The 24,395-nt window shown below is 72.8% G+C and carries 17 protein-coding genes; 11 read left to right on the top strand and 6 right to left on the bottom strand.

Annotation, left to right across the window (positions count from 1 at the left end):
• The first annotated feature begins 122 nt into the window (after positions 1-122).
• The 7 genes from I5071_RS12780 (at position 123) to I5071_RS12750 (ending at position 12,662) form a co-directional block, all read left to right on the top strand.
• Positions 123-713, top strand: coding sequence for a hypothetical protein (locus tag I5071_RS12780; RefSeq protein WP_236605714.1), 591 nt, complete (start codon positions 123-125; stop codon positions 711-713).
• Complete coding sequence (locus tag I5071_RS12775; RefSeq protein ID WP_236605713.1) at positions 710-1,783, top strand: dipeptidase; 1,074 nt, start codon at positions 710-712, stop codon at positions 1,781-1,783. The genes I5071_RS12780 and I5071_RS12775 overlap by 4 nt, the downstream gene beginning before the upstream one ends.
• Positions 1,784-1,931: 148 nt before the next feature.
• Entirely contained in the window at positions 1,932-2,240 is a 309-nt protein-coding gene (locus I5071_RS12770) for a CsbD family protein (RefSeq protein ID WP_236605712.1), read from the top strand.
• A gap of 160 nt (positions 2,241-2,400) precedes the next feature.
• Positions 2,401-3,249, top strand: coding sequence for a 2,3,4,5-tetrahydropyridine-2,6-dicarboxylate N-succinyltransferase (locus I5071_RS12765; protein ID WP_236605711.1), 849 nt, complete (start codon positions 2,401-2,403; stop codon positions 3,247-3,249).
• A 580-nt stretch (positions 3,250-3,829) separates the two neighbouring features.
• Positions 3,830-9,352, top strand: a complete 5,523-nt coding sequence (locus I5071_RS12760; RefSeq protein ID WP_236605710.1) for a hypothetical protein — start codon at positions 3,830-3,832, stop codon at positions 9,350-9,352.
• Between the two features lie 175 nt (positions 9,353-9,527).
• Positions 9,528-10,700 carry a 23S rRNA (adenine(2503)-C(2))-methyltransferase RlmN gene (rlmN, locus tag I5071_RS12755; protein WP_236605709.1) on the top strand — a complete coding sequence of 391 codons (1,173 nt, stop codon included), beginning with the start codon at positions 9,528-9,530 and terminating at the stop codon, positions 10,698-10,700.
• A gap of 75 nt (positions 10,701-10,775) precedes the next feature.
• Positions 10,776-12,662, top strand: coding sequence for a hypothetical protein (locus I5071_RS12750; protein ID WP_236605708.1), 1,887 nt, complete (start codon positions 10,776-10,778; stop codon positions 12,660-12,662).
• Positions 12,663-12,882: 220 nt separating this feature from the next.
• Here I5071_RS12750 and I5071_RS12745 read toward each other — a convergent pair whose 3' ends face one another.
• Together I5071_RS12745 and I5071_RS12740 are read right to left on the bottom strand one after the other, a co-directional pair.
• Entirely contained in the window at positions 12,883-14,040 is a 1,158-nt protein-coding gene (locus I5071_RS12745; RefSeq protein WP_236605707.1) for a hypothetical protein, read from the bottom strand.
• Positions 14,041-14,047: 7 nt separating this feature from the next.
• Positions 14,048-15,181, bottom strand: a complete 1,134-nt coding sequence (locus I5071_RS12740; protein ID WP_236605706.1) for a UTP--glucose-1-phosphate uridylyltransferase — start codon at positions 15,179-15,181, stop codon at positions 14,048-14,050.
• A 301-nt stretch (positions 15,182-15,482) separates the two neighbouring features.
• Here I5071_RS12740 and I5071_RS12735 point away from each other — a divergent pair, with 301 nt between their 5' ends.
• The 3 genes from I5071_RS12735 (at position 15,483) to queG (ending at position 19,246) form a co-directional block, all read left to right on the top strand.
• A complete protein-coding gene (locus I5071_RS12735) occupies positions 15,483-16,259 on the top strand; it encodes a hypothetical protein (RefSeq protein WP_236605705.1) in 777 nt (258 codons plus the stop codon).
• 181 nt (positions 16,260-16,440) lie between these two features.
• Positions 16,441-18,207: a TonB C-terminal domain-containing protein gene (locus tag I5071_RS12730; protein WP_236605704.1), complete on the top strand. Its 1,767-nt coding sequence runs from the start codon at positions 16,441-16,443 to the stop codon at positions 18,205-18,207.
• A gap of 1 nt (position 18,208) precedes the next feature.
• Positions 18,209-19,246 carry a tRNA epoxyqueuosine(34) reductase QueG gene (gene queG, locus I5071_RS12725; protein ID WP_236605703.1) on the top strand — a complete coding sequence of 346 codons (1,038 nt, stop codon included), beginning with the start codon at positions 18,209-18,211 and terminating at the stop codon, positions 19,244-19,246.
• A gap of 7 nt (positions 19,247-19,253) precedes the next feature.
• Here the strand turns inward: queG and I5071_RS12720 are convergent, their stop codons facing one another.
• Positions 19,254-20,588 carry a DUF4388 domain-containing protein gene (locus tag I5071_RS12720; RefSeq protein WP_236605702.1) on the bottom strand — a complete coding sequence of 445 codons (1,335 nt, stop codon included), beginning with the start codon at positions 20,586-20,588 and terminating at the stop codon, positions 19,254-19,256.
• Positions 20,589-20,662: 74 nt separating this feature from the next.
• Here I5071_RS12720 and I5071_RS12715 point away from each other — a divergent pair, with 74 nt between their 5' ends.
• Positions 20,663-21,358 carry a glutathione S-transferase N-terminal domain-containing protein gene (locus I5071_RS12715; protein ID WP_236607637.1) on the top strand — a complete coding sequence of 232 codons (696 nt, stop codon included), beginning with the start codon at positions 20,663-20,665 and terminating at the stop codon, positions 21,356-21,358.
• Here I5071_RS12715 and I5071_RS12710 read toward each other — a convergent pair.
• From I5071_RS12710 to obgE, 3 genes are read right to left on the bottom strand one after another with little or no spacing between them, the layout of a single operon-like run.
• Entirely contained in the window at positions 21,355-22,224 is an 870-nt protein-coding gene (locus tag I5071_RS12710) for a GNAT family N-acetyltransferase (protein ID WP_236605701.1), read from the bottom strand. The two genes, I5071_RS12715 and I5071_RS12710, sit on opposite strands and share 4 nt — an antisense overlap.
• Before the next feature lie 12 nt (positions 22,225-22,236).
• A complete protein-coding gene (locus I5071_RS12705; protein ID WP_236605700.1) occupies positions 22,237-23,256 on the bottom strand; it encodes a phosphotransferase enzyme family protein in 1,020 nt (339 codons plus the stop codon).
• A complete protein-coding gene (gene obgE / locus I5071_RS12700; protein ID WP_268921224.1) occupies positions 23,253-24,362 on the bottom strand; it encodes a GTPase ObgE in 1,110 nt (369 codons plus the stop codon). The genes I5071_RS12705 and obgE overlap by 4 nt, the downstream gene beginning before the upstream one ends.
• Positions 24,363-24,395 lie beyond the last annotated feature (33 nt).

Raw genomic sequence — 24,395 nt, 5'->3', positions numbered from 1 at the left:
TCGAGGCCTGCTCGCATGGCTTCGTCGCAGGAAGTAGGATGCTTGGCGATGTGTCGATCGCGACTCGCTCGCACGACACGCCCAGGGGATCACGTTCGGGAGCGCACGGGAGGGGAAAGCCCATGATGCGACGACGTTGGATGGTGGGAGCGATCGGGGTCGCGCTCGCGATCGGTGCGTGTGGTGGTGGTGGCACGAGCGCGAGCAGCACGACCGCGCAGACGATGCCCGTCGAGGAGCGAGCACCCGCGCCGGTGCATCGCGGCCCCGTCAGCGCGCGAGGTGAGCGCGAGGTGAGCGCGACCGTCGGATCGTCCGGCGGCACGCTCGAGCTCGCGAACGGCGCGCGCCTCGAGATCCCGGCGGGCGCGCTCGAGAGCGACGTGGAGATCCACTTCCACGTCGCGCCCGACGCGCGCGAGGCGTGGAACCAGGAGACCAAGCGCCCGCTCGGACCGGCGCTCGAGATCTCGCCGGCGATGCGTGCCGCGAGCGGCCAGTTCCGCCTCTCGGCGCCTGCGATCGTGCTGCCCCAGGGGTTCCAGCCCGCCGATCTCGCGCTCGGCCACGAGGAAGAGGTCGGAGACACCCACCTCGGCGGCGCGACCCAGACGCGCTGGCAGATGTGGCCGGCGCGCGTCGACGGCAGCCGCTTCGTCGCCGAGCTCCCGGCCCTCGGGGGTCACCGCGTGCAGTTCGGCGTGTCGCGATGAGCGCGGTCGTGGCGCGCGCGAACGATCGCGATGCCGGCGACGTGGCGCGCGCCGCGGGTGTGCCGCGCGAGGCCGTGGAGCTCGCGTGGTCGTGCGAGGTGATCGATCTGCACCTCGAGTCGTTCATCCCGCCGCGCCTGTGGGGCTACGACCTGCTCGCGCGGAATCGGCTCGGCCCGCTGGGGGGGCGATTCTTCGGGCACCTCGACGTGCCGCGCGCGCTCGAGGGCGGGCTCACCGGCGCGATGTGGTCGATCGCGACCAACATCGCGCGCGGTGCGAGCGCGCGTCCCGCGCTGCTCGAGACCAACCTGCGCGACCTGCAGCGCACGCTCGAGCGCAGCGGCGCGATCACCGCGGTGCGCACGCCGAGCGAGTACCGCGCGGCGCGCGCGCAGGGAAAGCACGCGGCGCTGCTCGCAGTGCAGGGCGGCAACGCGCTCGAGGGCGCCGAGGAGAACGTGGCGTCGATCGGCGGCGGGCTGATCACGCGCGTGACGCTCGTGCACCTCTCGAACTCGATCTACGGCGACACCTCGAGCCCGCTGCGCCTGCGCGGTGATCGCGGGCTGACCGACGCGGGGCGCGAGATGGTGAAGCGCCTGAACGACGCGAAGGTGCTCGTCGATCTCGCGCACGTCAGCCCGAAGGGCTTCTGGGACGCGGTCGAGGTGCACGACCGCGCGCAGCCGCTGATCGTCACCCACACCGGCGCGAGCGCGGTGCACCCGATGTGGCGGAACATCGACGACGATCAGATCCGCGCGGTCGCCGACACCGGCGGCGTGGTCGCGGTCATCTTCCACCACGCGTTCCTCGGTCGTGGCGTGCGCGACGGTCGTCGCGTGATCGATCACCTCGAGGCCATCCTCCGCGCCGGCGGCGAAGAGGCCGCCGCGATCGGCAGCGACTACGACGGCGCGATCATCCCGCCGCCGGACCTCCGCGACGGCGCGCACGCCTACTACCGGCTCGTCTCCTACATGCTGGAGCGCGGCTGGAAGGAGGACCGCATCCGCCGCGTGCTCGGCGAGAACTTCCTCCGCAGCTGGTCGCGCCTGCGCGCGTGACGCCGAATCGCGGCGCTCCGCCGCGTGCGATCCCCGCGTGGGGCGCAGCGTCTCGGTCGCGTGCTCGGGAGCGTACGGAATGATTCGGTTTTCCGACGGTTCTCCGGCACGCCCCGTGCTCTTTCGACGGGCACGAGGAGAACGAGCGATGGCGCACAACCAGACCAACCGCGGCGAGGGTTCCGCCAAGGAGCTCGGCGGCAAGATCAAGAAGACCGTCGGCAAGCTGACCGGCAACGAGCGCATGGAGGCCGAGGGCCACGCGAAGGAGCTCGAGGGCAAGACGCAGAAGGAGGCTGCGAAGGCCGCCGAGCGCGCGAAGGGCGCGGGCCAGGAGCTGATCGGCAAGGCGAAGAACCGCGTCGGTCAGGTGATCGACGACGAGCAGATGGCTGCCGAGGGCAAGGCGAAGGAGCTCGAGGGCACCGCTCGCCAGAACATGAACAAGCCGAGCTGACGTCAGTCGGCTCGGGCGGTCGTGGCGACACCGGCCGCGTTCCCACGTACGCCACCACGCGATCGTTCAGGCTGCGATCGCGTGTGTGGCGTTCGTCTTTTCCGTCGTTGGTCCGCCGGCCAGGCTTCCGTGCCTCGCGCGCGCCTGCTAGGACCGAAGGATGTCGACGAGCCACGACGCACCCGATCCGACCTCGCTGCGCCCGCTGATCGAGGCCGCTTTCGCCGACCGGTCGAAGCTGCACGACACCGCGCATCGCGTCGCGGTGCTCGACGCGATCGCCGCGCTCGACGAGGGACGCCTGCGCGTGGCGAATCCGCCGGGCGAGGGCGGCGAGTGGACGGTGAACGCGTGGGTGAAGCAGGCGGTGCTGCTCTACTTCGCGGTTCGCGGGATGGAGCGCATCGAGGTCGGGCCCTTCGAGTTCCACGACAAGATCCCGCTCAAGCACGGGCTCGACGAGGCGGGCGTGCGCGTGGTGCCGCCCGGGGTCGCGCGCTACGGCGCGCACCTCGAGAAGGGCGTCGTGCTGATGCCCGGCTACGTGAACATCGGCGCGTGGGTCGGCGCGGGCACGATGGTCGACACCTGGGCGACGGTCGGCTCGTGCGCGCAGATCGGGCGCGACGTGCATCTCTCGGGCGGCGTCGGCATCGGCGGCGTGCTCGAGCCGCCCGGTGCGCGTCCGGTGATCGTCGAGGACGGCTGCTTCGTCGGCTCGCGCGCGATCGTGGTGGAGGGCGTGCACGTCGAGCGCGAGGCGGTGATCGGCGCGAACGTCGTGCTCACCGCGTCGACGCCGATCGTCGACGTCACCGGCGAGAAGCCGGTCGAGACGCGGGGTCGGATCCCGGCGCGCTCGGTGGTGATCCCGGGGACCCGCCCGAAGAAGTTCCCGGCGGGCGAGTACGGCGTGCCGTGCGCGCTGATCATCGGAAAGCGCACGGAGAGCACCGACAAGAAGACGTCGCTCAACGCTGCGCTGCGGGACTTCGGCGTGGCGGTCTGAGAGCGGCTCGGCGAGCGGCGCGGGGCAGTGGGTCCGAGAGCCGGGTGCTGGCGGGCTGCCTGACGATCGCGGTGGGGATCTCGGGAGTCGGTGGTCGCATCGCGGCGCGCTTCGCGATCCGGGCTCGGCTGCGCATTCGCCTGGATGACCGAGTCGGCGAGGGCACGCGCGTAGCGCGGGACCGCGTCGGTGGTGTGGTTCGCGCGAGGCCACGCTGCTTGTGGGCGGGATCGCGCGCCACTATCGTCCGCGCGGCGTTGGGGGTCGCTCCGTCCGTCGTCGTGAGACGACGGTCGCAGGGGCGCGATGCGGATCGTTCCTTTGGGGATGCGAGGAGACGGGGATGTCAACACGGAAGCTGGGCGGGCTCGTTGCGTGCGCGGTGGTGCTTCTCTGCGCCCTTGGCTCGTGGAGCCGCGGAGGGCGCGTTGCCGAGCGGCCGTCGAGCACAGCGAGCGGACACGTTGTCGACGGAGCGGAGCGCGCGCCGCGCGCGATTCTGCAGGACGCCGCCCCGGAGCGCGCCGAGCAGGGGGGCTCCGGGGCGACGCTCCGTCCGGGGGCCGTCGATCCTGGCGCGGTGCCCTTCGACCTCGCGGCGATCATCGAGCGGGTGCACTTCGCCTATCGACGCCCGGAGGCGTCGGGGCGCTACGAAGGCGGGCACGCGACGTACGCCGTCGAGGCGGACGCGCGGGCGCTGACGCTGCGCGCGTACCACGCGCCAAGCGCCGCCGCGGAGCTGGATCGCGAGGCTGATCCGGAGGCCCTGCAGGACGCGCCGCCCGAGGTCCTCGAGAGCGCTTCGTTGCAGCTCGAGGTCACGGAGCTCGCGCGCGGGGATCGAGCGCTTGCGTCGCGGGACGGCGGGGAGGCGGCGGTTGCCGAGGACGGGCACCTGACCATCGCGCGCGGCGAGGTCGTCGAGCACCTGCGCAACGGCGACGACGGGGTCGAGCAGAGCTGGTCGTTCGCGCGGCGGCCGAGCGGAGCGGGCGAGCTGCGCGTGCGCATCGAAGCGAAGGGGATGCAGTACGCGGGGGAGACGACGTCGGGGCTCCACTTCGCCGACGCGACCGGCCTGGGCTTCCGCTACGGACACGCGACGTGGATCGACGCCGCGGGGCACCGGACGGCGGTGCCGGCGCGCTGGGCGGGTGATGGAATCGAGCTGAGGGTCCCGGCGCAGGTCGTCGAGGCGGCCGCGTACCCGACGGTGCTGGACCCGACGATCTCGCCGGAGCTCGGGCTGGACAACCCGGTCACCGGGCCCGCGGCGAGCAGCCAGTCGGTCCCGAGCGTGGCGTCGAACGGGACCGACTACCTGGTGGTCTGGCACGACTCCCGGGGCGGCGGGACGACCGACATCTACGCGAGCCGGGTGAGCGCTGCCGGAACGGTCCTCGACGCCAGCGGCGTGGCGGTCTCCGCCGCGGCGAACGCCCAGGAAGAGCACCCGAGCGTAGCGTCGAACGGGACCGACTATCTGGTGGTCTGGGAGGACTCCCGGAACGGCGCGACGAGCGACGTCTACGCAAGCCGGGTGAGCGCCGCCGGCGCGGTCCTCGACGTCAGCGGCCTGGCGGTCTCGACCGCGGCGAACGCCCAGCGGTCGCCGAGCGTGGCGTCGAACGGGACCGACTACCTGGTGGTCTGGTACGACTCCCGCAGCGCCTCGACGGACATCTACGCGAGCCGGGTGAGCGCCGACGGGATCATCCAGCACCCCGGCGGCCTGGCGGTCTCCACCGCGACGGGCAACCAGCTGTTCCCGAGCGTCGCGTCGAACGGGACCGACTACCTGGTGGTCTGGGAGGACGCCCGCGGCGGCTTCGGGTGGGACATCTACGCGAGCCGGGTGAGCGCTGCCGGGGCGATCCTCGACACCAGCGGCGTGGCGGTCTCCACCGCGCGGGACGGCCAGGAGTACCCGAGCGTCACATCGAACGGGACCGACTACTTGGTGGTCTGGAACGACTACCGGAACGGTTCGACGAGCGACGTCTACGCAAGCCGGGTGAGCGCCGCCGGGGCGGTCCTCGACGCCGGAGGCCTGGCGGTCTCGACCGCGGCGAGCAGCCAGCAGTACCCGAGCGTGGCGTCGAACGGGACCGAGTACCTCGTGGTCTGGGAGGACACGCGGAGCGGCTCGATGACCAACCTCTACGGAAGCCGGGTGAGCGCCGCCGGGGTGGTCCTCGACGCCGGCGGCCGGGCGGTCTCGACCGCGGCGGGCCACCAGCTGTGGCCGAGCGTGGCGTCGACCGGGACCGACTACCTGGTGGCCTGGCAGGACTCCCGCAGCGGTTCGCACTCCGACATCTACGGGACCCGCGTGAGCGCCTCCGGGACGGTGCTCGACATCAGCGGCCTGGTGGTCTCGACCGCGGCGAACGACCAGCAGTCCCCCAGCGTGGCGTCGAACGGGACCGAGTACCTCGTGGTCTGGCGGGACTCGCGCAGCGGTTCGAGCTCCGACATCTACGCGACGCGCGTGAGCGCGTCCGGGACGGTGCTCGACATCAGCGGCCTCGCGGTCTCGACCGCGGCGAACAACCAGCAGTCCCCCAGCGTGGCATCGAACGGGACCGACTACCTGGTGGTCTGGTGCGACTACCGCAGAGGCTCGACGACGGACATCTACGCGAGCCGGGTCACCGGCGCCGGGATCATTCTGGACCCCGCCGGCCTGGGGGTGTCGACCGCGGCGGACAACCAGCTGCTCCCGAGCGTGGCGTCGAACGGGACCGATTACCTGGTGGTCTGGCAGAGCTCTCAGAATGTCTCGTTCGACCTCTACGCGGCCCGGGTGAGCGCCGCCGGAAGAGTCCTCGACGCCGGGGGCCTGGCGGTCTCGACCGCGGCGAGCAGCCAGCATTCGGCGAGCGTGGCGTCGAACGGGACCGACTACTTGGTGGCCTGGCACGACTTCCGGAGCGGCGTGGCGTCCGACATCTACGGCAGCCGGGTGAGCAGCGCCGGAACGGTCCTCGACGCGACCGGCCTGGCGGTCTCGACCGCGGCGGGCAGCGAGCAGTTCGCGAGCGTGGCGTCGAATGGGACCGACTACCTGGTGGCCTGGCACGACCTCCGGAGCGGCGTGGCGTCCGACATCTACGGGAGCCGGGTGAGCGCCGCCGGAACCGTCCTCGACGCGACCGGCCTGGCGATCTCGACCGCGGTGAACGGCCAGCAGTTCCCGAGCGTGGCGTCGACGGGGATCGACTACGTCGTCGTCTGGCAGGACTCCCGCGGGGCCTCGACGGACATTTACGGGACCCGGGTGAGCGACGGGATCGTCGAGTCCCCGGGCGGCGTGGTGCTCGCGGCGGATCTGGCGACGAACGAAGAGACTCCGCGGCTCGCGGGCGGCGCGCCGGGCGAGCTCCTCCTGGCGTACAGCCGCTTCGTGCCCGAGGCTCCGTTCGGCATCTGGCGCGCTCAGGCGCGTCTCGTCCGGTACGGCGCGGACCTCGGTGACTCCTGCGGCGCCGGCGCCGACTGCGAGAGTGGGCATTGCGTGGACGGCGTGTGCTGCGAGAGCGCGTGCGGCGGCGCCACCGACGACTGCCAGGCGTGCTCGGTGGCGGCAGGAGCCGCGAGCGACGGCACGTGCGGAGCGACCACCGGCAACGCGTGCGACGACGGGCTCGGGTGCACCGCAACGGACATCTGCACCGCGGGCACGTGCGGCGGCAGCGGCGACCCGTGCCTGAGCGGGACGAGCTGCACGGGACGAGCGGGCGGCGGGTACGTGTGCAGCGCGTGCCCCGCGGGGACGTACTCGGCCGATGGCACCGGCGCGACCGCATGCACCGCATGTCGGGCGGGAGAATGGTCGGGCGCGGGCGCGTCGAGCTGCACCGCGTGGAGCGCCTGCGCAGCAGGCACGTACGTGACGGCGGTGGGCTCCACCACGAGCGATCGTGCGTGCAGCGCGTGCGAGGCGGGCAGCTACTCGTCGAGCGCGAACGCGCTCTCGTGCGCGACGTGGGTCGCGTGCAGCGCGAGCGAGTACGAGTCGACCGAGCCCACCGCGACCAGCGACCGCGCGTGCACCGCGCTGACGGTCTGCCGCGCCGACGAGTACGAGTCGGTGCCGCAGACGCAGACGAGCGACCGCGTGTGCACCGCGCTGACGGTCTGTGGCGCCGGCGAGTTCGAATCGGTGCCTCCGACCCCGAGCAGCGATCGTGTCTGCACGCCGGTGGCCACCTGCGGGACCACTCACTACGAAGTGTCGCCGCCGACGGCGACGAGGGATCGAGCCTGCGCGCCGTACACGGTGTGCAGCTCGACCCAGTATCAGTCGGTCGCGCCGACCGCGACGAGCGACCGCGTGTGCACCGCGCTGACGGTCTGTGGCGCCGACGAGTACGAGTCGGTGCCACAGACGCAGACGAGCGACCGCGTGTGCACCGCGCTGACGGTCTGTGGCGCCGGCGAGTTCGAATCGGTGCCACAGACGCAGACGAGCGACCGCGTGTGCACCGCGCTGACGGTCTGTGGCGCCGGCGAGTTCGAATCGGTGCCTCCGACCCCGAGCAGCGATCGCGTCTGCACGCCGGTGGCCACCTGCGGGACCACCCACTATGAAGCGTCGCCGCCGACGGCGACGAGGGATCGAGCCTGCGCGCCGTACACGGTGTGCAGCTCGACCGAGTATCAGTCGGTCGCGCCGACCGCGACGAGCGACCGCGCGTGCACCGCGCTGACGGTCTGCCGCGCCGACGAGTACGAGTCGGTGCCGCAGACGCAGACGAGCGACCGCGTGTGCACCGCGCTGACGGTCTGTGGCGCCGGCGAGTTCGAATCGGTGCCACAGACGCAGACGAGCGACCGCGTGTGCACCGCGCTGACGGTCTGTGGCGCCGGCGAGTTCGAATCGGTGCCTCCGACCCCGAGCAGCGATCGCGTCTGCACGCCGGTGGCCACCTGCGGGACCACGCACTACGAAGTGTCGCCGCCGACGGCGACGAGGGATCGAGCCTGCGCGCCGTACACGGTGTGCAGCTCGACCGAGTATCAGTCGGTCGCGCCCACCGCGACGAGCGACCGCGTGTGCACCGCGCTGACGGTCTGCCGCGCCGGCGAGTTCGAATCGGTGCCGCAGACGCAGACGAGCGACCGCGTCTGCACCGCGCTGACGGTCTGTGGCGCCGACGAGTACGAGTCGGTGCCGCAGACGCCGACGAGCGACCGCGTGTGCACCGCGCTGACGGTCTGTGGCGCCGGCGAGTTCGAATCGGTGCCTCCGACCCCGAGCAGCGATCGTGTCTGCACGCCGGTGGGCAGCTGCGGGACCTCGCACTACGAAGTAGCGCCGCCGACGGCGACGATGGATCGAGCCTGCGCGCCGTACACGGTGTGCAGCTCGACCGAGTATCAGTCGGTCGCGCCGACCGCGACGAGCGACCGCGCGTGCACCGCGCTGACGGTCTGCTGCGCCGACGAGTACGAGTCGGTGCCGCAGACGCAGACGCGCGACCGCGTGTGCACCGCGCTGACGGTCTGTGGCGCCGGCGAGTTCGAATCGGTGCCTCCGACCCCGAGCAGCGATCGCGCCTGCACGCCGGTGGGCAGCTGCGGGACCTCGCACTACGAAGTAGCGCCGCCGACGGCGACGATGGATCGAGCCTGCGCGCCGTACACGGTATGCAGCTCGACCGAGTACGAGTCGACCGCGCCGACCGCGACGAGCGACCGCGCGTGCACCGCGCTGAGCGCATGCGGCGCCGACGAGTACGAGTCGGTGGCGCCGACCGCGACGAGCGACCGCGCCTGCACCGCGTGCACCGAGTGTGCGGCCGACGAGCTGGAGGTGTCGGCCTGCACCGAGACCGCCGACACGATCTGCGTGCGGACGTCCGACGCAGGCGCACGTGACGCCGGCAGTGCCGACGCGGCTGCGTCGTCGGACGCCGGCGCGGCTGCGTCGTCGGACGCCGGCGCGGGCCCCGACGCCGGGATCGTTTCGGGCGCGGAGGGCGGTTGGGGCTGCGTCGCGGCAGGCGCGCAGCCCCGCTCGAGCCGAGCCGCACTCGGGCTCCTCGGGCTCGCCCTCGCGCTCGTGCTGCAGCGCCGCGCGCGAGCGAAACGGTAGCGTCAGGCGAGGGCACCGCGCCCGTTTGGGTGATTCGAGGGCGCGCTTCGGGTCGGATTCGGCCTCGGAGCCGCTCTCGCACGCCGACGTCGAGACGATCACGCTCGCGTGGCATCCCGGTCCTGCCCCGGTATTCATTGCGCCTCCGGTCCCCGCGCCCCAGACCTGCCGGCTGATGTCCGCCCCGCCGTCTCTCCCTCGCCCCGAGCTCTCGCCTCCCGCGCATCCCCTCGAGCGCTTGCCCGAGGAGTGGGCCGCGGTGCTGGAGGCGTGGGGCGAGCCGAAGTATCGCGGGCTCCAGGTCTTCCGCTGGCTCCATCAGCGCGGCGTGTTCGACGCCGAGCAGATGACCGATCTCCCGAAGTCCCTCCGCCGCAAGCTCGCCGAGGAATCGCTCGTCCCTCCGCTCTCGATCGCGCAGGCCCACGAGAGCGAGGACGGCACCCGCAAGCTGCTCGTCTCGCTCCCCGACGAGCGCACCGTCGAGACCGTGCTCATCCCGATGAAGAGCACGCAGCCCGGCGACGGCTACACGCCCGAAGAAGATCCCGACGACGAGCCCACCAGCGCGTGGGTCACCCAGTGCATCTCCTCGCAGGTCGGCTGCGCGATGGCGTGCACGTTCTGCGCGTCCGGCATCGCCGGCTTCAAGCGTCACCTCAGCGCCGCGGAGATCGTCGGCCAGGTGCTCGCGGGTCGCGCCCAGCTCGAGGCGAGCGGCGAGCGCGTGCGCAACGTCGTCTTCATGGGCATGGGCGAGCCGCTGCACAACTACGCGGCGGTCGCGCGCGCGCTCACGCTGCTCTGCCATCCCGATGGGCTCGGCCTCAGCAAGCGTCGCGTCACCGTGTCGACGAGCGGGCTCGTGCCCGAGATCGATCGCCTCGGCACCGAGTTCGGCGGCCAGGTGCAGCTCGCGATCTCGCTGCACGCGACCAGCGACGAGCGGCGCAGCGAGGTGATGCCGATCAACAAGAAGTACCCGCTCGCCGAGCTCCTCGCCGCGCTGAAGCGCTACCCGCTCCCGAAGCGCCGCCGGATCACGATCGAGTACACGCTGATCGAAGGCGTCAACGCGTCCATCGCCGACGCCAAGGCGCTCGCGAAGCTGCTCCGCGGCATCCCGGTGAAGGTCAACCTCATCCCGATGAACGCGGTCGACGACAACCCCCTGCGTGCGCCGAGCTGGGAGAGCGTCGACGCGTTCCAGGAGACGCTGCGAGGGCAGGGCGTGCCCAACTTCGTGCGTCGCCGCAAGGGCGACGACATCGCCGCGGCGTGCGGACAGCTCGCGCTGCGCGGCGAGAAGAAGAAGGTCCGCGTCCCGCTGCCGACCGTGCGCTCCTGATCCGGAACCTGCGCGCCCCGACGCGGTCTCGTCGTCCCGATGAAGCGCGACCGCTGTGATAACGTCTCGTGCCCGATGCGCTCCGCACTGATCGGGCTCGCCGTTCTCCTCTCCTTCGCTCCACGCGCGCACGCCCAGGTCGCGCTCCCCATCACCGAGGCCGGCGAGGGCGCGAGCCTCCGGGTCGACGGCTCGCTCCGCGAGTGGCGCGGAGTTCGCTTCCTCGACGTCGGTGAAGGTGCCGACGCCTCGATGCGCGTCGCGCTCGCCTACGACGGCGGTGGTCTCTACGTCGGCGCCGAGGTGCGCGACGAGCGCCTCATCCGCACCGCGAGCCCGGGCACCGACGAGGACGCGGTCGTCGTCACCCTCGCGATGCCGCGCGGCCGTGGCTTCGACGGCGTCGAGATCTGGCTCTGGGCGGGCGAGACCGGGCGCAGCGCGGCGCGCGTCGGCGTCGGCGGCCTCGGGCGCCCCGGCAACGCGCGCGGCGCGCAGATCGTCGAAGGCCCTTCGCGCGGCGGCTACGTCGTCGAGGCGTTCATCCCGTGGAACGCGATCCCCGGGAGCGCGCGCTGGCAGGAAGGGCGCGGCTCGGTGCGCCTCCGCGACGTCGACTCCGCGGCGCGCCCCGAGGTCGAGAACGAGCCGACGTTCGCGGCGGTCGATCGCGCGCACCTCGAGCTGCTCCCGACGCTCGCGCCGAGCGGCGGACAGAGCGCGGCGTTCGAGTCGTTCCTCGCGAGCCGACAGCTCGAGGGCGCGCGCCCCGCGCACGATCTCCGCGGCGACGTCGGCGGCGACGCCCAGCCCGAGCGCGTCTCGATCGTCGATCGCTTCCTCGTCGTGACCGGCGCGGGATGGCAGGAGGGTCGCGGCTTCTCGTTCGTGCAGCTGCCGATCGGCGCGGCGGCCGACGTGCGCGAGCCGCGCCTCGTCGACCTCACCGGCGACGGCAAGAGCGAGCTCGTCGTCACGCTGCGGCAGAGCGACGATCGCGGCTCGCGCGATCTCTGGCAGGTCTTCTCGTTCGCGACCGGACAGATCCAGCCCGCCTTCGCGATCGAGACGCGCAAGGCGACCGGCGCGGGCAGCGTCGAGTCCGCGGTGCAGGTGCGCGCGGGACGCCGGGGCCAGCCCGCGACGATCGAGGCGCGCACCGGGCGCGCGCAGGGCCTCGACGCGAGCACGCTGCAGGAGGCGCCCGCCGCCGACGCCGAGCCGATCCTGGTGCCGTGGGGCCCGGTGCTCTCGCGCGAGTACCGCTGGGACGGCTCGCGCTTCGCGCGGGTCTCGGAGCGACCGAACCCGCGCTACGTCGATCCCGCGACCGCGCGCGCGCCGGCGACCGCGACCACCAGCGCCGAGCCGGCGACGCCGCCGCCGCCGGGGGTCGAGGATCTGCTCTCCGCGTTCCGCCGCGAGCGCGGCCTGCGCGATGCGCGCCCCACGTTCCGCGTGCGCGCGAACGTCGCGGCGGACGCGCAGGAGGAAGAGGTCGTCGTGTACGGCCGTGACCTCGTGGTCGTGGGTCCGGGGTTCCGCAACGGCAGCGGCTGGTTCCACTTCCAGATCCCGGCGCAGGCCGCGGGGGACGTGCTCGACGTGCGCACCGCGGAGATCACCGGCGATCCGCGCCACGAGATCCTGATGCGGGTGCGGCAGAACATCGGCGACGTGCGCCGCGAGGTCCTGCTGGTGTTCCAGTTCACGCCCGTCGGGTTCCCCGCGCTGCTGCAGCGCGAGGTCGCGCGCGAGCAGTCGGGGCGCCGCATCGAGAACGAAGTGCGAGCAGGCAACGGCACCCTCGAGATCCGGCCGGGCACGGCGCGCGGCTGGGACGCGTCGAGCTGGCCCTGGGGCGACACCGCGGCGACCGACGGCATCGCGCCGCCGCTCCTGCCGTGGCGCGACCGCGCGGTGACCTACGCCTACTCGGGCGGTCGCCTCGTGCCGCGCTGAGGGAGATCGGATCGCGCCGAGCCGTGGGCTCGATCCAGCCTCGGCCTGGGCTCGATCCAGCCTCGGCCTGGGTTCGATCCAGCTCGTGCCTGGGCTCGATCGAGCCCTCGCCTAGGATCCACCTAGGCATCCCCTAGGGGCGTGAAACACGGCAATTCGCTTCGTGAAACGCGCGATCTCGGGCTCGCGATCATCGAATTCCGATCGAGATCGGCCGCGATCAGTCGCTCTCGGACGCGCAATTCACCGCGACGGCGCGCACCGAGCCCTGCTCCTGGAGCTGACTCCGTCGCGACGCGAACAGAACGACCACGTGACCGCCGACGCACGTCGCGTCGGCGTGCTCGAACGCCGCGCCGTGCTCGTAGATCTGCATCTCGGGGCCGCGCGCCTCGAGCTCGCGGGTGTAGCGACGCACGCTGACGAGGCGCTCGGTGCGCGAGTGGGTGCGCGGCGCGATCACGAACACGTCGCCGCCGCATGCGATCGTCGTCGACCCGCCGGTCGCGTTCGCGTGCGCGGAGCTCTCGATGCGATCGATCGCCGTCGCGTCCGACTGCACGCGCGCGATCTGGAAGCGCGGTCGCGAGCGAGGCGGACGTCGATCGCGGAACCCGAGGATCACGTCGCCCGCGGCGCCCCCGCGCAGCAACGGCAGCGGCGCGTCGAACGCGAGATCGGCGACCGGACGCGCCGCGCGCGCGCCGGCGCGCAGCATCACGCGCCCCTCGACCTCGCCGTCTCCGTCGAGCCAGGTCTCGGCCCACGTCGCGAGCACACGATCGCCGCTCGCCAGCAGCGCCGGGCGCGACGCGCGGAAGCGCGGCGAGGAGAGTCGCTCGGTCGTCGCGCCGTCGATCGCGCGCGCGATCCACGCCTCGCTCACCGCGCCCTCGGCCTCCTGCCATCCGAGCCACGGCGCGCCCTGCGCATCGACCGCGACCGACACGCCGCTGCCGTCGGCGCCCATCGCGCCCAGCGCGGCGCGTGCGCCGACCGCGCGATCGCGCACGACGTAGAGCTGCACGCCGCCCTCGTCGTCGCGCCCCTCGCGACCACGGCGACCACACGCGACGTGGAGCGCGCCCTCGTGCACGACCGCGGCGAGCCCACCGTCGCACGAAGGTCCGATGCGCAGCGCGGCCTCGAGCGGCGCGCCGCGCGCATCGAGCGCGCGCACGAACGCGCCGGCGCGCTCCGACCAGACCGCGAGCACGCGCTCGCCGTCGGTCGCGATCGCGAGATCGTCGATCACCGGACCATCGGGGACCGCGATCCGGTGCTCCTCGGCGAACGCGCACGCGCCGTCGAGGATCCGCACCGGATCGTCGCCGCATCCCACCGCGAGGAGCAGCGCGAAGACGAGACGGGACCTCACGCGCGGATCAGAGCACGCCGCGTGCGCGCAGCAGGGCGGTGATCTCCGCGCGGCGATGCTCGAGCTCGGGCGGGTCCTTCACCGGCTGGAAGCGGCCGTCCGCGCCGTGGCGCTCCACCTCGAGGAACGACGTCGGCAGGAACGCGGTGAGCTCGCCGACGAGGCGCTCGAACTGGATCGCCTCTGCGCCCTCGACCTTCTTGCGCACGACGAACCACGTGAGCGGGAAGTCGCGGTCGAGCGTGGTCGCGTCGAGCACGAACGAGTTCGTGTTGAAGACCGGGATCGAGTCCTGATCGAACGCGTCGGGGAAGCGGAAGGACTCGACGATCTGCGCGGCCCCGTCGACGCGCGCGGGCGCGCCGCCCTTGTCGCCCTTCTCCTTGCGCACCACCTCGGCGGTGATCTGCTTGCCCGACTCGAGGTGCGCGCCGATCACCGCGGGATCGAGCGTCGCGCCGAGGTTGTCGACGTTCGACATGTAGAGCAGGCGACCGCCCTTCTGCACGAAGTCCTGGAGCAGACCGGCGCGGCGCAGCGCGAAGCTGAGATCGCCGTGGCCGGGGGCGTAGGGCGAGAGCGTTCCGTCGCTGGGCTCGTGGAAGAGCGAGCCGTCGGGCGCGAGGCGCAGCGAGATGTACTGCGGGAAGCAGCGCACCGGCGCGCGCGGGGTCTCGAGCGCGCGCGAGAGGTGCTCGACCTCGTCGTGCGTCGCGAAGCTGGTCATCACGTAGATCGGGATGCGCGCGTCCTCGCGCTCCGCGAGCCGCGCGACGTCGGAGAGCTTGAGGTCGAGGAACGTGCGGCCCTCGACCGCCTCGACGCCCGCCTTCACCACGCCGCCGAAGCGCGTCGCCATCCCGCCCGCGAGCACGACCGCGCCCACCAGCCCAGTGCGCAGCGCCTCGCGCCCACGGGCCTCGAGCGCCTTCCGCGCGGCACTACCCGGCGCAGGGAGTGTGATGATGTCGCCCGCCTCGGGCGGTGCGACGCGACCGCGGATGTGGTTGTCGGACTCCGCGGCACCGGCGCGCAGACGTGCGCGCAGCGCCTCGAAGCTCTCGGTGTCCCAGCCGAAGCGTTGAAGCAGCTCGCGCGTCGGGGCGTCGATCGAATCGTGGGCGTGGGACTCTTGAGCCATCGCGGTTCCTTCCTCTCGGGGGCTCGTTCGTGGACGCCGATGATGGGCACGGCAATGGACGGCGATGCAACCCACACCGACTCCGTTGCGCGCGGCACAGATTCTCGTAACCCCTATACGAGTGCTCGTCCCGGAGGGCCCGTACGGCAGCGCGCGGAGCGCGCGGACGGAAGGGACCGGAGCGGCGAGCCGATTTTCGTAACGGAAGAGGGGCCCGTCGCCACGTGAGGCAGGCACCCGCATTGCTTAGGCAGGATGACACCCCGTCCTCGCACGCCGAGGACGTGGACTGGAGGTCACGATGAGCTCGTTCTTGCGCCGGATCGTCACGGGAGCCGTCCTCGTGCTCGCGGTGGCGAACGCCGGTTGCTACGCCACCGTCGCGCGCGGACGCGCGGGCGTGGTCGTCTACGATCCGCCGCCCCCGCCGGTCGCGACCGTGACCTACGCCCAGAGCCCGGCGCCGTACCAGGGGGCGGTGTGGGTCGAGGGCCACTACGAGTGGGACGGCTACCAGTACGCGTGGGTCGACGGCTACTGGATCGACCCGCGTCCCGGCTACGTGTTCGTGCAGCCGCGCTGGGAGCGTCGGGGCACCGGCTACGTGTACGTCCAGGGCGGCTGGCGTGACGGGCGCGGCGTGATCGTGTCGCCGCCTCCGCCGCGCCGTGCGGTGGTCGCGACGCCGCCCTATCGCGGCGGGGTGGTCGTGCAGCAGCCGACGTACCGCGGAGGCGTGGTGGTGCAGCCGCCGCCGCGTGGCGGGACCGTCGTGGTGACGCCGCCGCCGCGAGGTGGAGTGGTGGTGACGCCGCCGCCGCGAGGTGGCGGAGTGGTGGTGACGCCGCCGCCGCGGGGTGGCGGAGTGGTGGTGACGCCGCCGCCGCGAGGTGGCGGAGTGGTCGTGACGCCGCCGCCGCGGGGTGGCGGGGTGGTCGTGACGCCGCCGCCGCGTGGTGGGGGCGTGGTGGTGCAGCAGCCGCAGCAGCGCCGGAGCAGCGGGGTCGTGGTGACGCCTCCGCCGCAGCGGGGAGGCGGTGGGGGTGGTGGCCGCGTGATCGTGCGCCCGCCTCGCTGAGCTCCGGAGAACGCGCTCCGAGGACGCCGCGGCCCGCTCCGGGTCGCGGCGTCGTCGTTCGTGGGCGTCGCGAAGCGCCTCTCTGGACGGAGCGGCTCGCGGGCCCGACGTGTGCGGTGGTGGGGCTGCTCTGCTTGCTCGCGCATCGCGCGCCCGCTACGCCGAACCACGGACCCAGCTCGTGAGCACGACGCCGCGCACGCCGGACGAACAGGGCGTCCCCAAGAGCACGCCGGCACGCGCACGAGGCAGCGGAGCGCTGCTGGTCCCGCCTGCGATCGTCCTCGCGATCGCGCTGCTGGGCTCGATCTCGATCCACCTGCCGATCTATGCGGGGCTCGGCGTGCTCGCGCGGCTGCTCGAGAGCGAGCCGAGCGCGGCGCCCAGCGCGCCGATCGAGATCTCGCTGGTCGAGCCCAACCCGTCGGAGATGCCGAGCGACGCCGTCCCCGACGAGGCGCCGACCCCGCCCGAGGCGACGCCTCCCGAGGAGCCGACCGCGACACCCGAGCCCACGCCCGAGCCGCCGCGCCGTCGCCGTCGCCCGCCCGAGCCCGAGCGCCAGCCCGAGCCGGAGCCGGAGCGCACGCCCGAGCCGGAGCCCGAGCCCGAGCCGCCTCCGCCGGTCGCTCCCGCGGCCGAGCCGCCGCCTCCGCCGCCCCCGCCGCCGCTCGAGGAGCGCCGCGCGATCGTGCAGCGCAGCGAAGATCCGCCCGCCGAGCCGCCGCCCGACGCGCGCTTCATCGCCGAGGAGTCGCGCGACGTCGAGGAGGAGACCCAGGCGACGATCACCAACACGATCCGCGACGACGCCCAGCCGAGCCCCGGCGCGACCCAGGAGCAGGGCCCGACCGAGGAGCCCGGGAATTCCGACGAGGACGAGGTCGCGGACATGCGCGACGTCGAGGGCGACGATCGACGCCGCGTCCTGCCCGAAGAAGCCGAGCGACGCCCGCCGCGCGAGCGCGAGGCGTCGACCTCGCCGCGTCCCACCGCCGCGGGCGCCGAGAGCATGGACCACGGGCACGATCACGAGGCGCGCGAGGGCGAGCGCGCGCGCAGCGAAGAAGGCGGCGCGCGCGCGATGGGCGGCGGTGCGCCGGTCGAGCAGGAGACGGTCACGATCTCCGACGGGTTCGGCACGTTCACGATCACGCGCCCGCGCCCGACGACGCGGCCCGAGGGCAGCGGCGAGGGCGAAGCGGGCGGTGCGCGACGTGAGGGGCGCGGGCGAGGCGAGAGCGGCGAGGGCCTGGCGGTCGGCCGTCCCGGGCGGACCCGCGGTGGTGCGCGCCGCGGCGGTGCGACCGGTGTGCGCGGCGGCCCCGGCAGCCCGCTCTCGTGGTCGCAGTTCGAGTCGATCTACGGCGAGGAGGAGCTGCGACGTCAGCGCGAGGCGCGCCTCGAGGAGCGTCGATCGCGATCGCGCGGCGCGAGCCGCGAGCAGCGCTGGCAGGAGTTCCGCGCGGCGATCGAGAACTACGTGAGCGAGGTGCGTCCCGGGAACCAGACCGCGCTCGACGCGGCGGCCTCGCCGTTCGCGACGTTCCTCTCGGACATGCACCGGCGCATCCACCGCGAGTTCGCCGATCGCTACGTCGCGGGCATCTCGCCCGACGCGAGCGAAGGGCTCAACGACATGTCGCTCAACACGACGCTCGAGATCGCGGTGAACCCCGACGGCACCGTGCATCGCGTCGGCATCGTCGCGACGAGCGGCAACATCCTCTTCGACTTCGGCGCGTTCAACTCGGTGATGCGCGCGCAGCCGTTCCCCCAGCCGCCCGACGCGATCCTGAGCGGCGACGGGCGCGCGTGGCTGCACTGGCGCTTCGATCGCGGCCCGCGGCAGTGCGGAACCTGGAACGCGCGTCCGTTCATGCTGCGGAACACTCCGCTGGTCGATCGCGGGGAGCCGCCCGAGGAGATCCCGTCGGGCGGCGAGTGACGTGACGCTCACGGACGAGGTGAAGGCGCGAGCGCGCGAGCTCGGGTTCGCGCGGGTCGGGATCGCGCGCGCGGAGACGCTCGGGCCGGAGGGCGAGCGGCTGCGCGCGTGGCTCGCAGAGGGGCGTCACGCCGCGATGTCGTGGATGGAGGAGACGTGCGAGGTGCGCGTCGATCCGCGCGACGAGCGGATGCTCGCGGGCGCTCGCAGCGTGATCGTGATGGCCACGCCCTACGCGCGGCACGAGGAGCGGGTGGGCCCGTCGCCCGGGCTCGTCGCGCGGTATGCGCGCGGTCGCGACTACCACAACGTGATCGGCAAGCGCGCGAAGAAGCTCGCGGAGTGGCTGCGCGCTTCGGGCCATCCGTCGCGCGGATCGACCGACTCGGCGCCGGTGTTCGAGCGCGCGTGGGCGGTGCGCGCGGGGCTCGGCTTCATCGGGAAGAACTGCTGTCTGATCATCCCGGGCCTCGGCTCGCACGTGCTGCTCGCGACCGTGCTCACGACCGCGGAGCTCGAGCCCGACGAGCCGATGGGCGAGCGCTGCGGGACCTGCACGCGATGCCTCGACGCGTGCCCGACGCGCGCGTTCGTCGACGTGCGCCAGCTCGATGCGCGGCGCTGCATCTCGTACCTCACGATCGAGCACGAGGGCGCGATCGACGAGAAGCTGCGCGAGGGCATCGGCGATCGTTTCCTCGGGTGCGACGTGTGCCAGGACGTCTGCCCGTTCACGCGCACGGCGCCGCCCGACCCGTCGACGACCGAGCCTTTCGCGCCCGACGCGCGGTGGCGCGATCACGACGCGGTGAGCGTGCTGCGCATGGACGAGGAGACGTTCGACGCGTACTCGCTCGGCTCGCCGGTGCGGCGCCTGAAGCGCACGGGTGCGGCGCGCAACGCGGCGATCGTGCTCGGGAACGTCGGCGGCAAGGTGCACCTGCCGGTGCTGCGCGAAGCGCGCGAGCGTGACGTGGATCCCGCGGTGCGCGACGCGGCGGCGTGGGCGATCGCGCGCATCGAGTCGCGCGAAGAGTGAGTCGGGCTCACTTCGCGGCGCCGGCGCGCTGCTTCGTGATCCGGACCCAGCGCGTCGCCTCGACGTCGCTCGGGTCCAGCTTGCTCGCGATGGTGAACGCCTTGAGCGCCTGCGCGTGATCGCCCGCCGCCGCGAAGATGCGGCCCTGCGCGTAGTGACCGAGCGCGTTGCGGCGATCGGCCTTGAGCGTCTGGGTGATCCAGTGCGCGAGCAGGTCGTGCGCCGCGGCGCGCACGATGTCGTCGTCGGCGCAGAGCCAGTCCGCGAAGGCCTCGGCGAGACGGTACTCGTTCGCGTCGGGCATCTGCTCCGCGGCCGCGCGCAGCTCGCGCAGCGCGAGCTGGGGCTTGCCCTCGCGCAGCCAGCGCCGCCCCTCGGCGTAGCGCTCCTCGGCGGAGAGGCGGGTGCGCGTCTCGTCGCGACGCGTGGTGGGCCCCGCGTTGCGACGGCGCTCGACCTCTTCGCGCAGCCGCGCCGCGGCACCGCTCGCGCGTGCGGCGACGTCGTCGCTCGCGGGGCGGAGCACCTCGGTGCTCACCGGCTCGGGCGAGGGCGCGCGTTGCTGCGTGATCGACGTGATCGTGCGGAGCTCGGCGAGCTCGAGCAGCAGGAGCGTCGCGAGGATCGCGGCGCGCGGCTCGAGGTCGGGCGCGTCGGGGACGAGCACCTCGCCGACGCGCGGATGGCCTTCGAGCGCGCGCACGATGCGCAGCTCCGCGGGCCCGAGCCCGAGGCGCGTCGCGATCTCGCTCGGCGGCGCGGCGAGCACGACTCCGAGCTCTGCGTGCGACGCGAGGCGCCACGCCCATCGCGCCGCTTCCTGGGGCTCGGCGAGCGACTCGAGCAACACCGCGGGCAGCGGGAGCGCGAAGCGCGCGACCGACGCGACCGCGTCGAGATCCTCGCGGAAGATCCAGCGTGCCTGATCGAGCTGCAGGCAGCGCACGACGCGCGCCCGCATCTGCGCACGGAGCCCTTCGGACACGCGATCGGGCGAGAGGATCCCGAGCTCGATCGCGACCTCGCCGAAGCGCATCAGCTCGTCGTGGACGAGCGCGTCGGTCATGCGTCGGAGGATCTGCCGATACTGCGCGTCGGTGATCACACCGCGCGTCACGAGCACGCGGCCGAGCGTCTCGCCGACCGTGCCCGACTCCGCGAACACGATCGCGCCCTCGCGCAGGTAGAACGTGGTGCGGATCCCGCCCGCGTCGACGTCGAGCACGCCGGTCGCGCGCTCCGATTCCAGCGTGCGGAGCACACGCGCGAGGTGCGTCTCGAGGAGCTCTGCGGCGCGTACGTCTCCAGCGCGCAGCGCGAGGCCTTCCTCGGACACCACCATCGCGGACATTCTACAACGCGACGCCGGGCGCGGCCTTGCGGTCGATGCATCGCAACCCGATGCTCGCGCAGGCCATGATCGACCTCCACTACTGGCCCACACCCAACGGCTGGAAGATCACCATCGCGCTCGAGGAGCTCGGGCTGCCTTACGCGGTGAAGCCGGTGAACATCGGGCGCGGCGAGCAATTCCGCCCCGAATTCCTGGCGATCAGCCCCAACAATCGCATGCCCGCGATCGTCGACGACGATCCGCCGGGCGGTGGCGCGCCGATCGCGATCTTCGAGTCGGGCGCCATCCTGCAGTACCTCGCGGAGAAGACCGGGCGCCTGATCCCGAGCGACGTACGAGGGCGCTACGAGGTGCTGCAGTGGGTGGCGTGGCAGGTCGCAGGCCTCGGGCCGATGGCGGGCCAGGCGCACCACTTCCGACAGTACGCGCCGGAGAAGCTGCCCTATGCGATCGATCGCTACACCAACGAGGTGAACCGCCTCTACGGCGTGCTCGATCGCCGGCTCTCGGATCGCGAGTTCGTCGCGGGCGAGTACTCGATCGCCGACATCGCGATCTACCCGTGGGTCGTGCCGTGGCAGGCGCAGGGGCAGCAGCTCTCGGAGTTCCCGCACCTCGAGCGCTGGTTCCGCGCGCTCGAAGCGCGCGACGCGGTGAAGCGCGGCGTCGAGGTCGGCAAGGAGCTGCGCGTGCCGAAGATGGACGACGAGGCGAAGAAGGTCCTCTTCGGGCAGACCGCGAAGAGCATCCGCGGCTAGCAGCGCACGAGCGACGAGAGCGCGAAGGGCGGCTCCACGTCGAGCGGGCCGCGCACCATGAGCACGTCGCTCGCGTCGTGCGGCATCGTCTCGTGGGCGCGCGGGCAGAGGAGATCGCAGGTGAGCGCGATCTCCACGCCCCAGGGCGCGCCGCCGAGGTGCGCGACGAGGTCTCGCACGTCGGGGATGCGCGGCGCGATCACGTCGTGGATGCGCAGCGCGCGGCCGCGATCCTCGACCGCGACGATCGTGTCGAGCGCAGGCAGGTGCACCAGCGCGGGCGCGAGCGAGCCGTGGAGCGCGAGGTCGATCAGGAAGTGCCAGCCGGGCTCGCGGGTGGCGAGACGATCGGAGACCGGCGCGCGCGACGCGAGCATCCGTCGCAGGAGCGCGAGGTCGTCGTCGAGATCGGGATCGAGGCGACGCCCGCGTGCATCGCGCACCGGCGTCACGTCGACGTCGAGTGTCGCGATGCGCTCCTCCACGCGGCGGAACCCGAAGCGCTCGTAGATCGCGGGCTCTTCGGTCCAGAGGATCGCGGTCTCGCCGATCTCGCGCTCGACGTAGCGCAGCGCGTCCCCGATCGCGCTCCGGAAGAGACCGCGCTCGCGATACGCCGCACGCGTGCACACGCCGTGGATGCCGGCGAGCGTCACGTCGCGCCCGTTCACGCGCATCGGGAGGCGCAGCACGCCGACGAGCGACACCGCGCGCCCATCGTCCCAGCGCACGAACGGCGTCGACACCTCGCACCACTCGGAGCCCCAGCGAGCTGCCTGCGCGACCGAGGGTGGAACGTGGGGCCAGACCGAGCCCAGCAGATCGAGGATCGCAGCGCGCGCGGAGGGATCGGCGGGATAGGGCATCCGGGCGCGAGACTACCGGAAGCAGCGCGCGACGATGGCCTCGAGCTCGCTGCGGTGTGAGCGCACCGAGCGTGCGAGCGCGAGCTGCGAGCGCGCGCGCACGCGGTCGTGCTCGACGCGCGACGCGTAGCGGGCGCGGTCCCAGCCGAAGTAGCGATCCTCGATCGCGTCGGTCGCGAAGCGCATCGCGAGCTCGAGCGAGATCGTCTCGAAGCCGGGGACGATCGACGCGATCTCGTCGTCGTCGAGCGCGCCCCGCATCGACGTGCTCCAGCCCTCGAGCGCGCCCTCGAAGATCGCGGGATCGACGCGCGCGTCCTCCGCGCTCTCGCCGCCGGGGTTGCACCACGAGCGCAGCGCGTCGCCGATCTCGTGGGCGACGATCCCGTGCGCCATCGTGTCGAGATCGAGCAGCGCGCGCGCCTCGGCGCCGGGCTCGTCGAAGAGCACGTTCGAGATCTTGAGATCGCCGTGGATGATGCGGGTGCGCGTGGTCGCGAGCGGCGCGAGCTCGCGCGCGTGGGCGAGGATCGCCTCGGCGATGGGGCGCGCCTCGATGACGTGCGGGCTCTCGCTCGCGAGCGCAGCGTCGAGCTTCGCGAGATGGCGCGCGGTGTCGTGCGCGCCGGGGCGCGTGAAGTGGAACCGGTGCTCCACGTGCTCGAGCGCGCGATGGAATCGACCGACGAGCGCGCCTGCCGCGCGCGCGATCCCCGCGCTGCGCAGCTCGGTGTGCACGCGCCCCTCGAGCCAGGTGAGCGCACGCCAGACGCCGTCGTGATCGATCCAGAGCGCGCCGTCCTTGGTGGGCACCGGGCGCGGCGTGATCATCCCGGCGCGCTCGAGCTGCGTCGTGATCGCGTCGATGTCGAGGTTCACCTCGCCCGCGAAGATCGGGTGCAGCCGCTGGAGCGCGATCGCGCCCTCGGGGCGATCGACGCGGAACGTGAGGTTGATGAGCCCGATCTCGATCGGCGTGATGCGCGCCGACTCCGCGCCCCACGCGGCGAGCACGGCGGGCGGGATCGTCACTCCACGTACTCCACGTCACCTCCGACGTCGTCGCCCTCGTCGTCGAGCGCGGCCGCAGTGCGGCCAGGGCGGCCCAGCGGCGCCGCGCGCGGGGTCGGCGCGACCGGGTGCTCGTCGAGCACGCGCACGAGCTCGTGGAGGAGCTCGTCGATGCCTTCGCCGGTCGCGGCCGAGAACGCGAGCACCTTGTCGACGCCCCGCGCCTTCATGCCGCGGCGGATCGACGAGACGCGCTTCTTCACGTCGGGGAGATCGAGCTTGCTCACCGCGACGATCATCGGGCGCTTCGCGAGCTCGGGATCGAAGCGCTCGAGCTCGCTCAGCAGCACGTCGTAGTCCTGGAGCGGCTTGCGATCGGGATCGGGATCGAGCGTGAGGATGTGGAGCAGCACGCGCGTGCGCTCGACGTGCTTGAGGAAGCGATGGCCGAGGCCCGCGCCCTCGGCCGCGCCCTCGATGATGCCGGGGATGTCGGCGACCACGAAGCTGCGCTCGCCGATCGCGGCGACACCGAGGTTCGGCACCAGCGTGGTGAACGGGTAGTCCGCGATCTTCGGGCGGGCCCGCGAGATGCTCGCGATCAGCGTGCTCTTGCCGACGTTCGGGTAGCCGAGCAGGCCCACGTCCGCGAGCAACTTGAGCTCGATGCGCAGCTTCCTCTGCTCGCCGGGCTCGCCGGGCTCGGCGCGTCGCGGCGCGCGATCCTGGGGCGTGGCGAAGTGGATGTTGCCGCGTCCGCCCTTGCCGCCGCGCGCGATGACGAATTCCTTCTCGTTCGCGTCGAGATCCGCGACGGGCGAGCCGGTCTCCGCATCGAACACCTGGGTGCCGATCGGGACGCGCACGACGAGGTCCTCGCCGGCGGCGCCGTACTGGTCCTTGCCGCGCCCGCTCTCGCCGTTCTTCGCGATCAGCTTCCGGCGGTAGCGCAGATCGAGCAGCGTCGAGAGGCGCTCGTCGGCGCGGAAGACCACGTCTCCGCCGTCCCCGCCGTCACCACCCGACGGACCACCGAAGGGCACGAACTTCTCGCGGCGGAACGCGACGGCGCCGTTGCCGCCGTCGCCTCCCTTCACCTCGACCGTGACCTCGTCGACGAACCTCATCGCGCGCTCTCTTCCTGCCCTGACGGATGGTAG

It is taken from the genome of Sandaracinus amylolyticus (assembly GCF_021631985.1).
Lineage (GTDB): Bacteria > Myxococcota_A > Polyangia > Polyangiales > Sandaracinaceae > Sandaracinus > Sandaracinus amylolyticus_A.
Note: the sequence above shows the minus strand (reverse complement) of the source record. Positions and strands in the feature narration are given on the sequence as shown.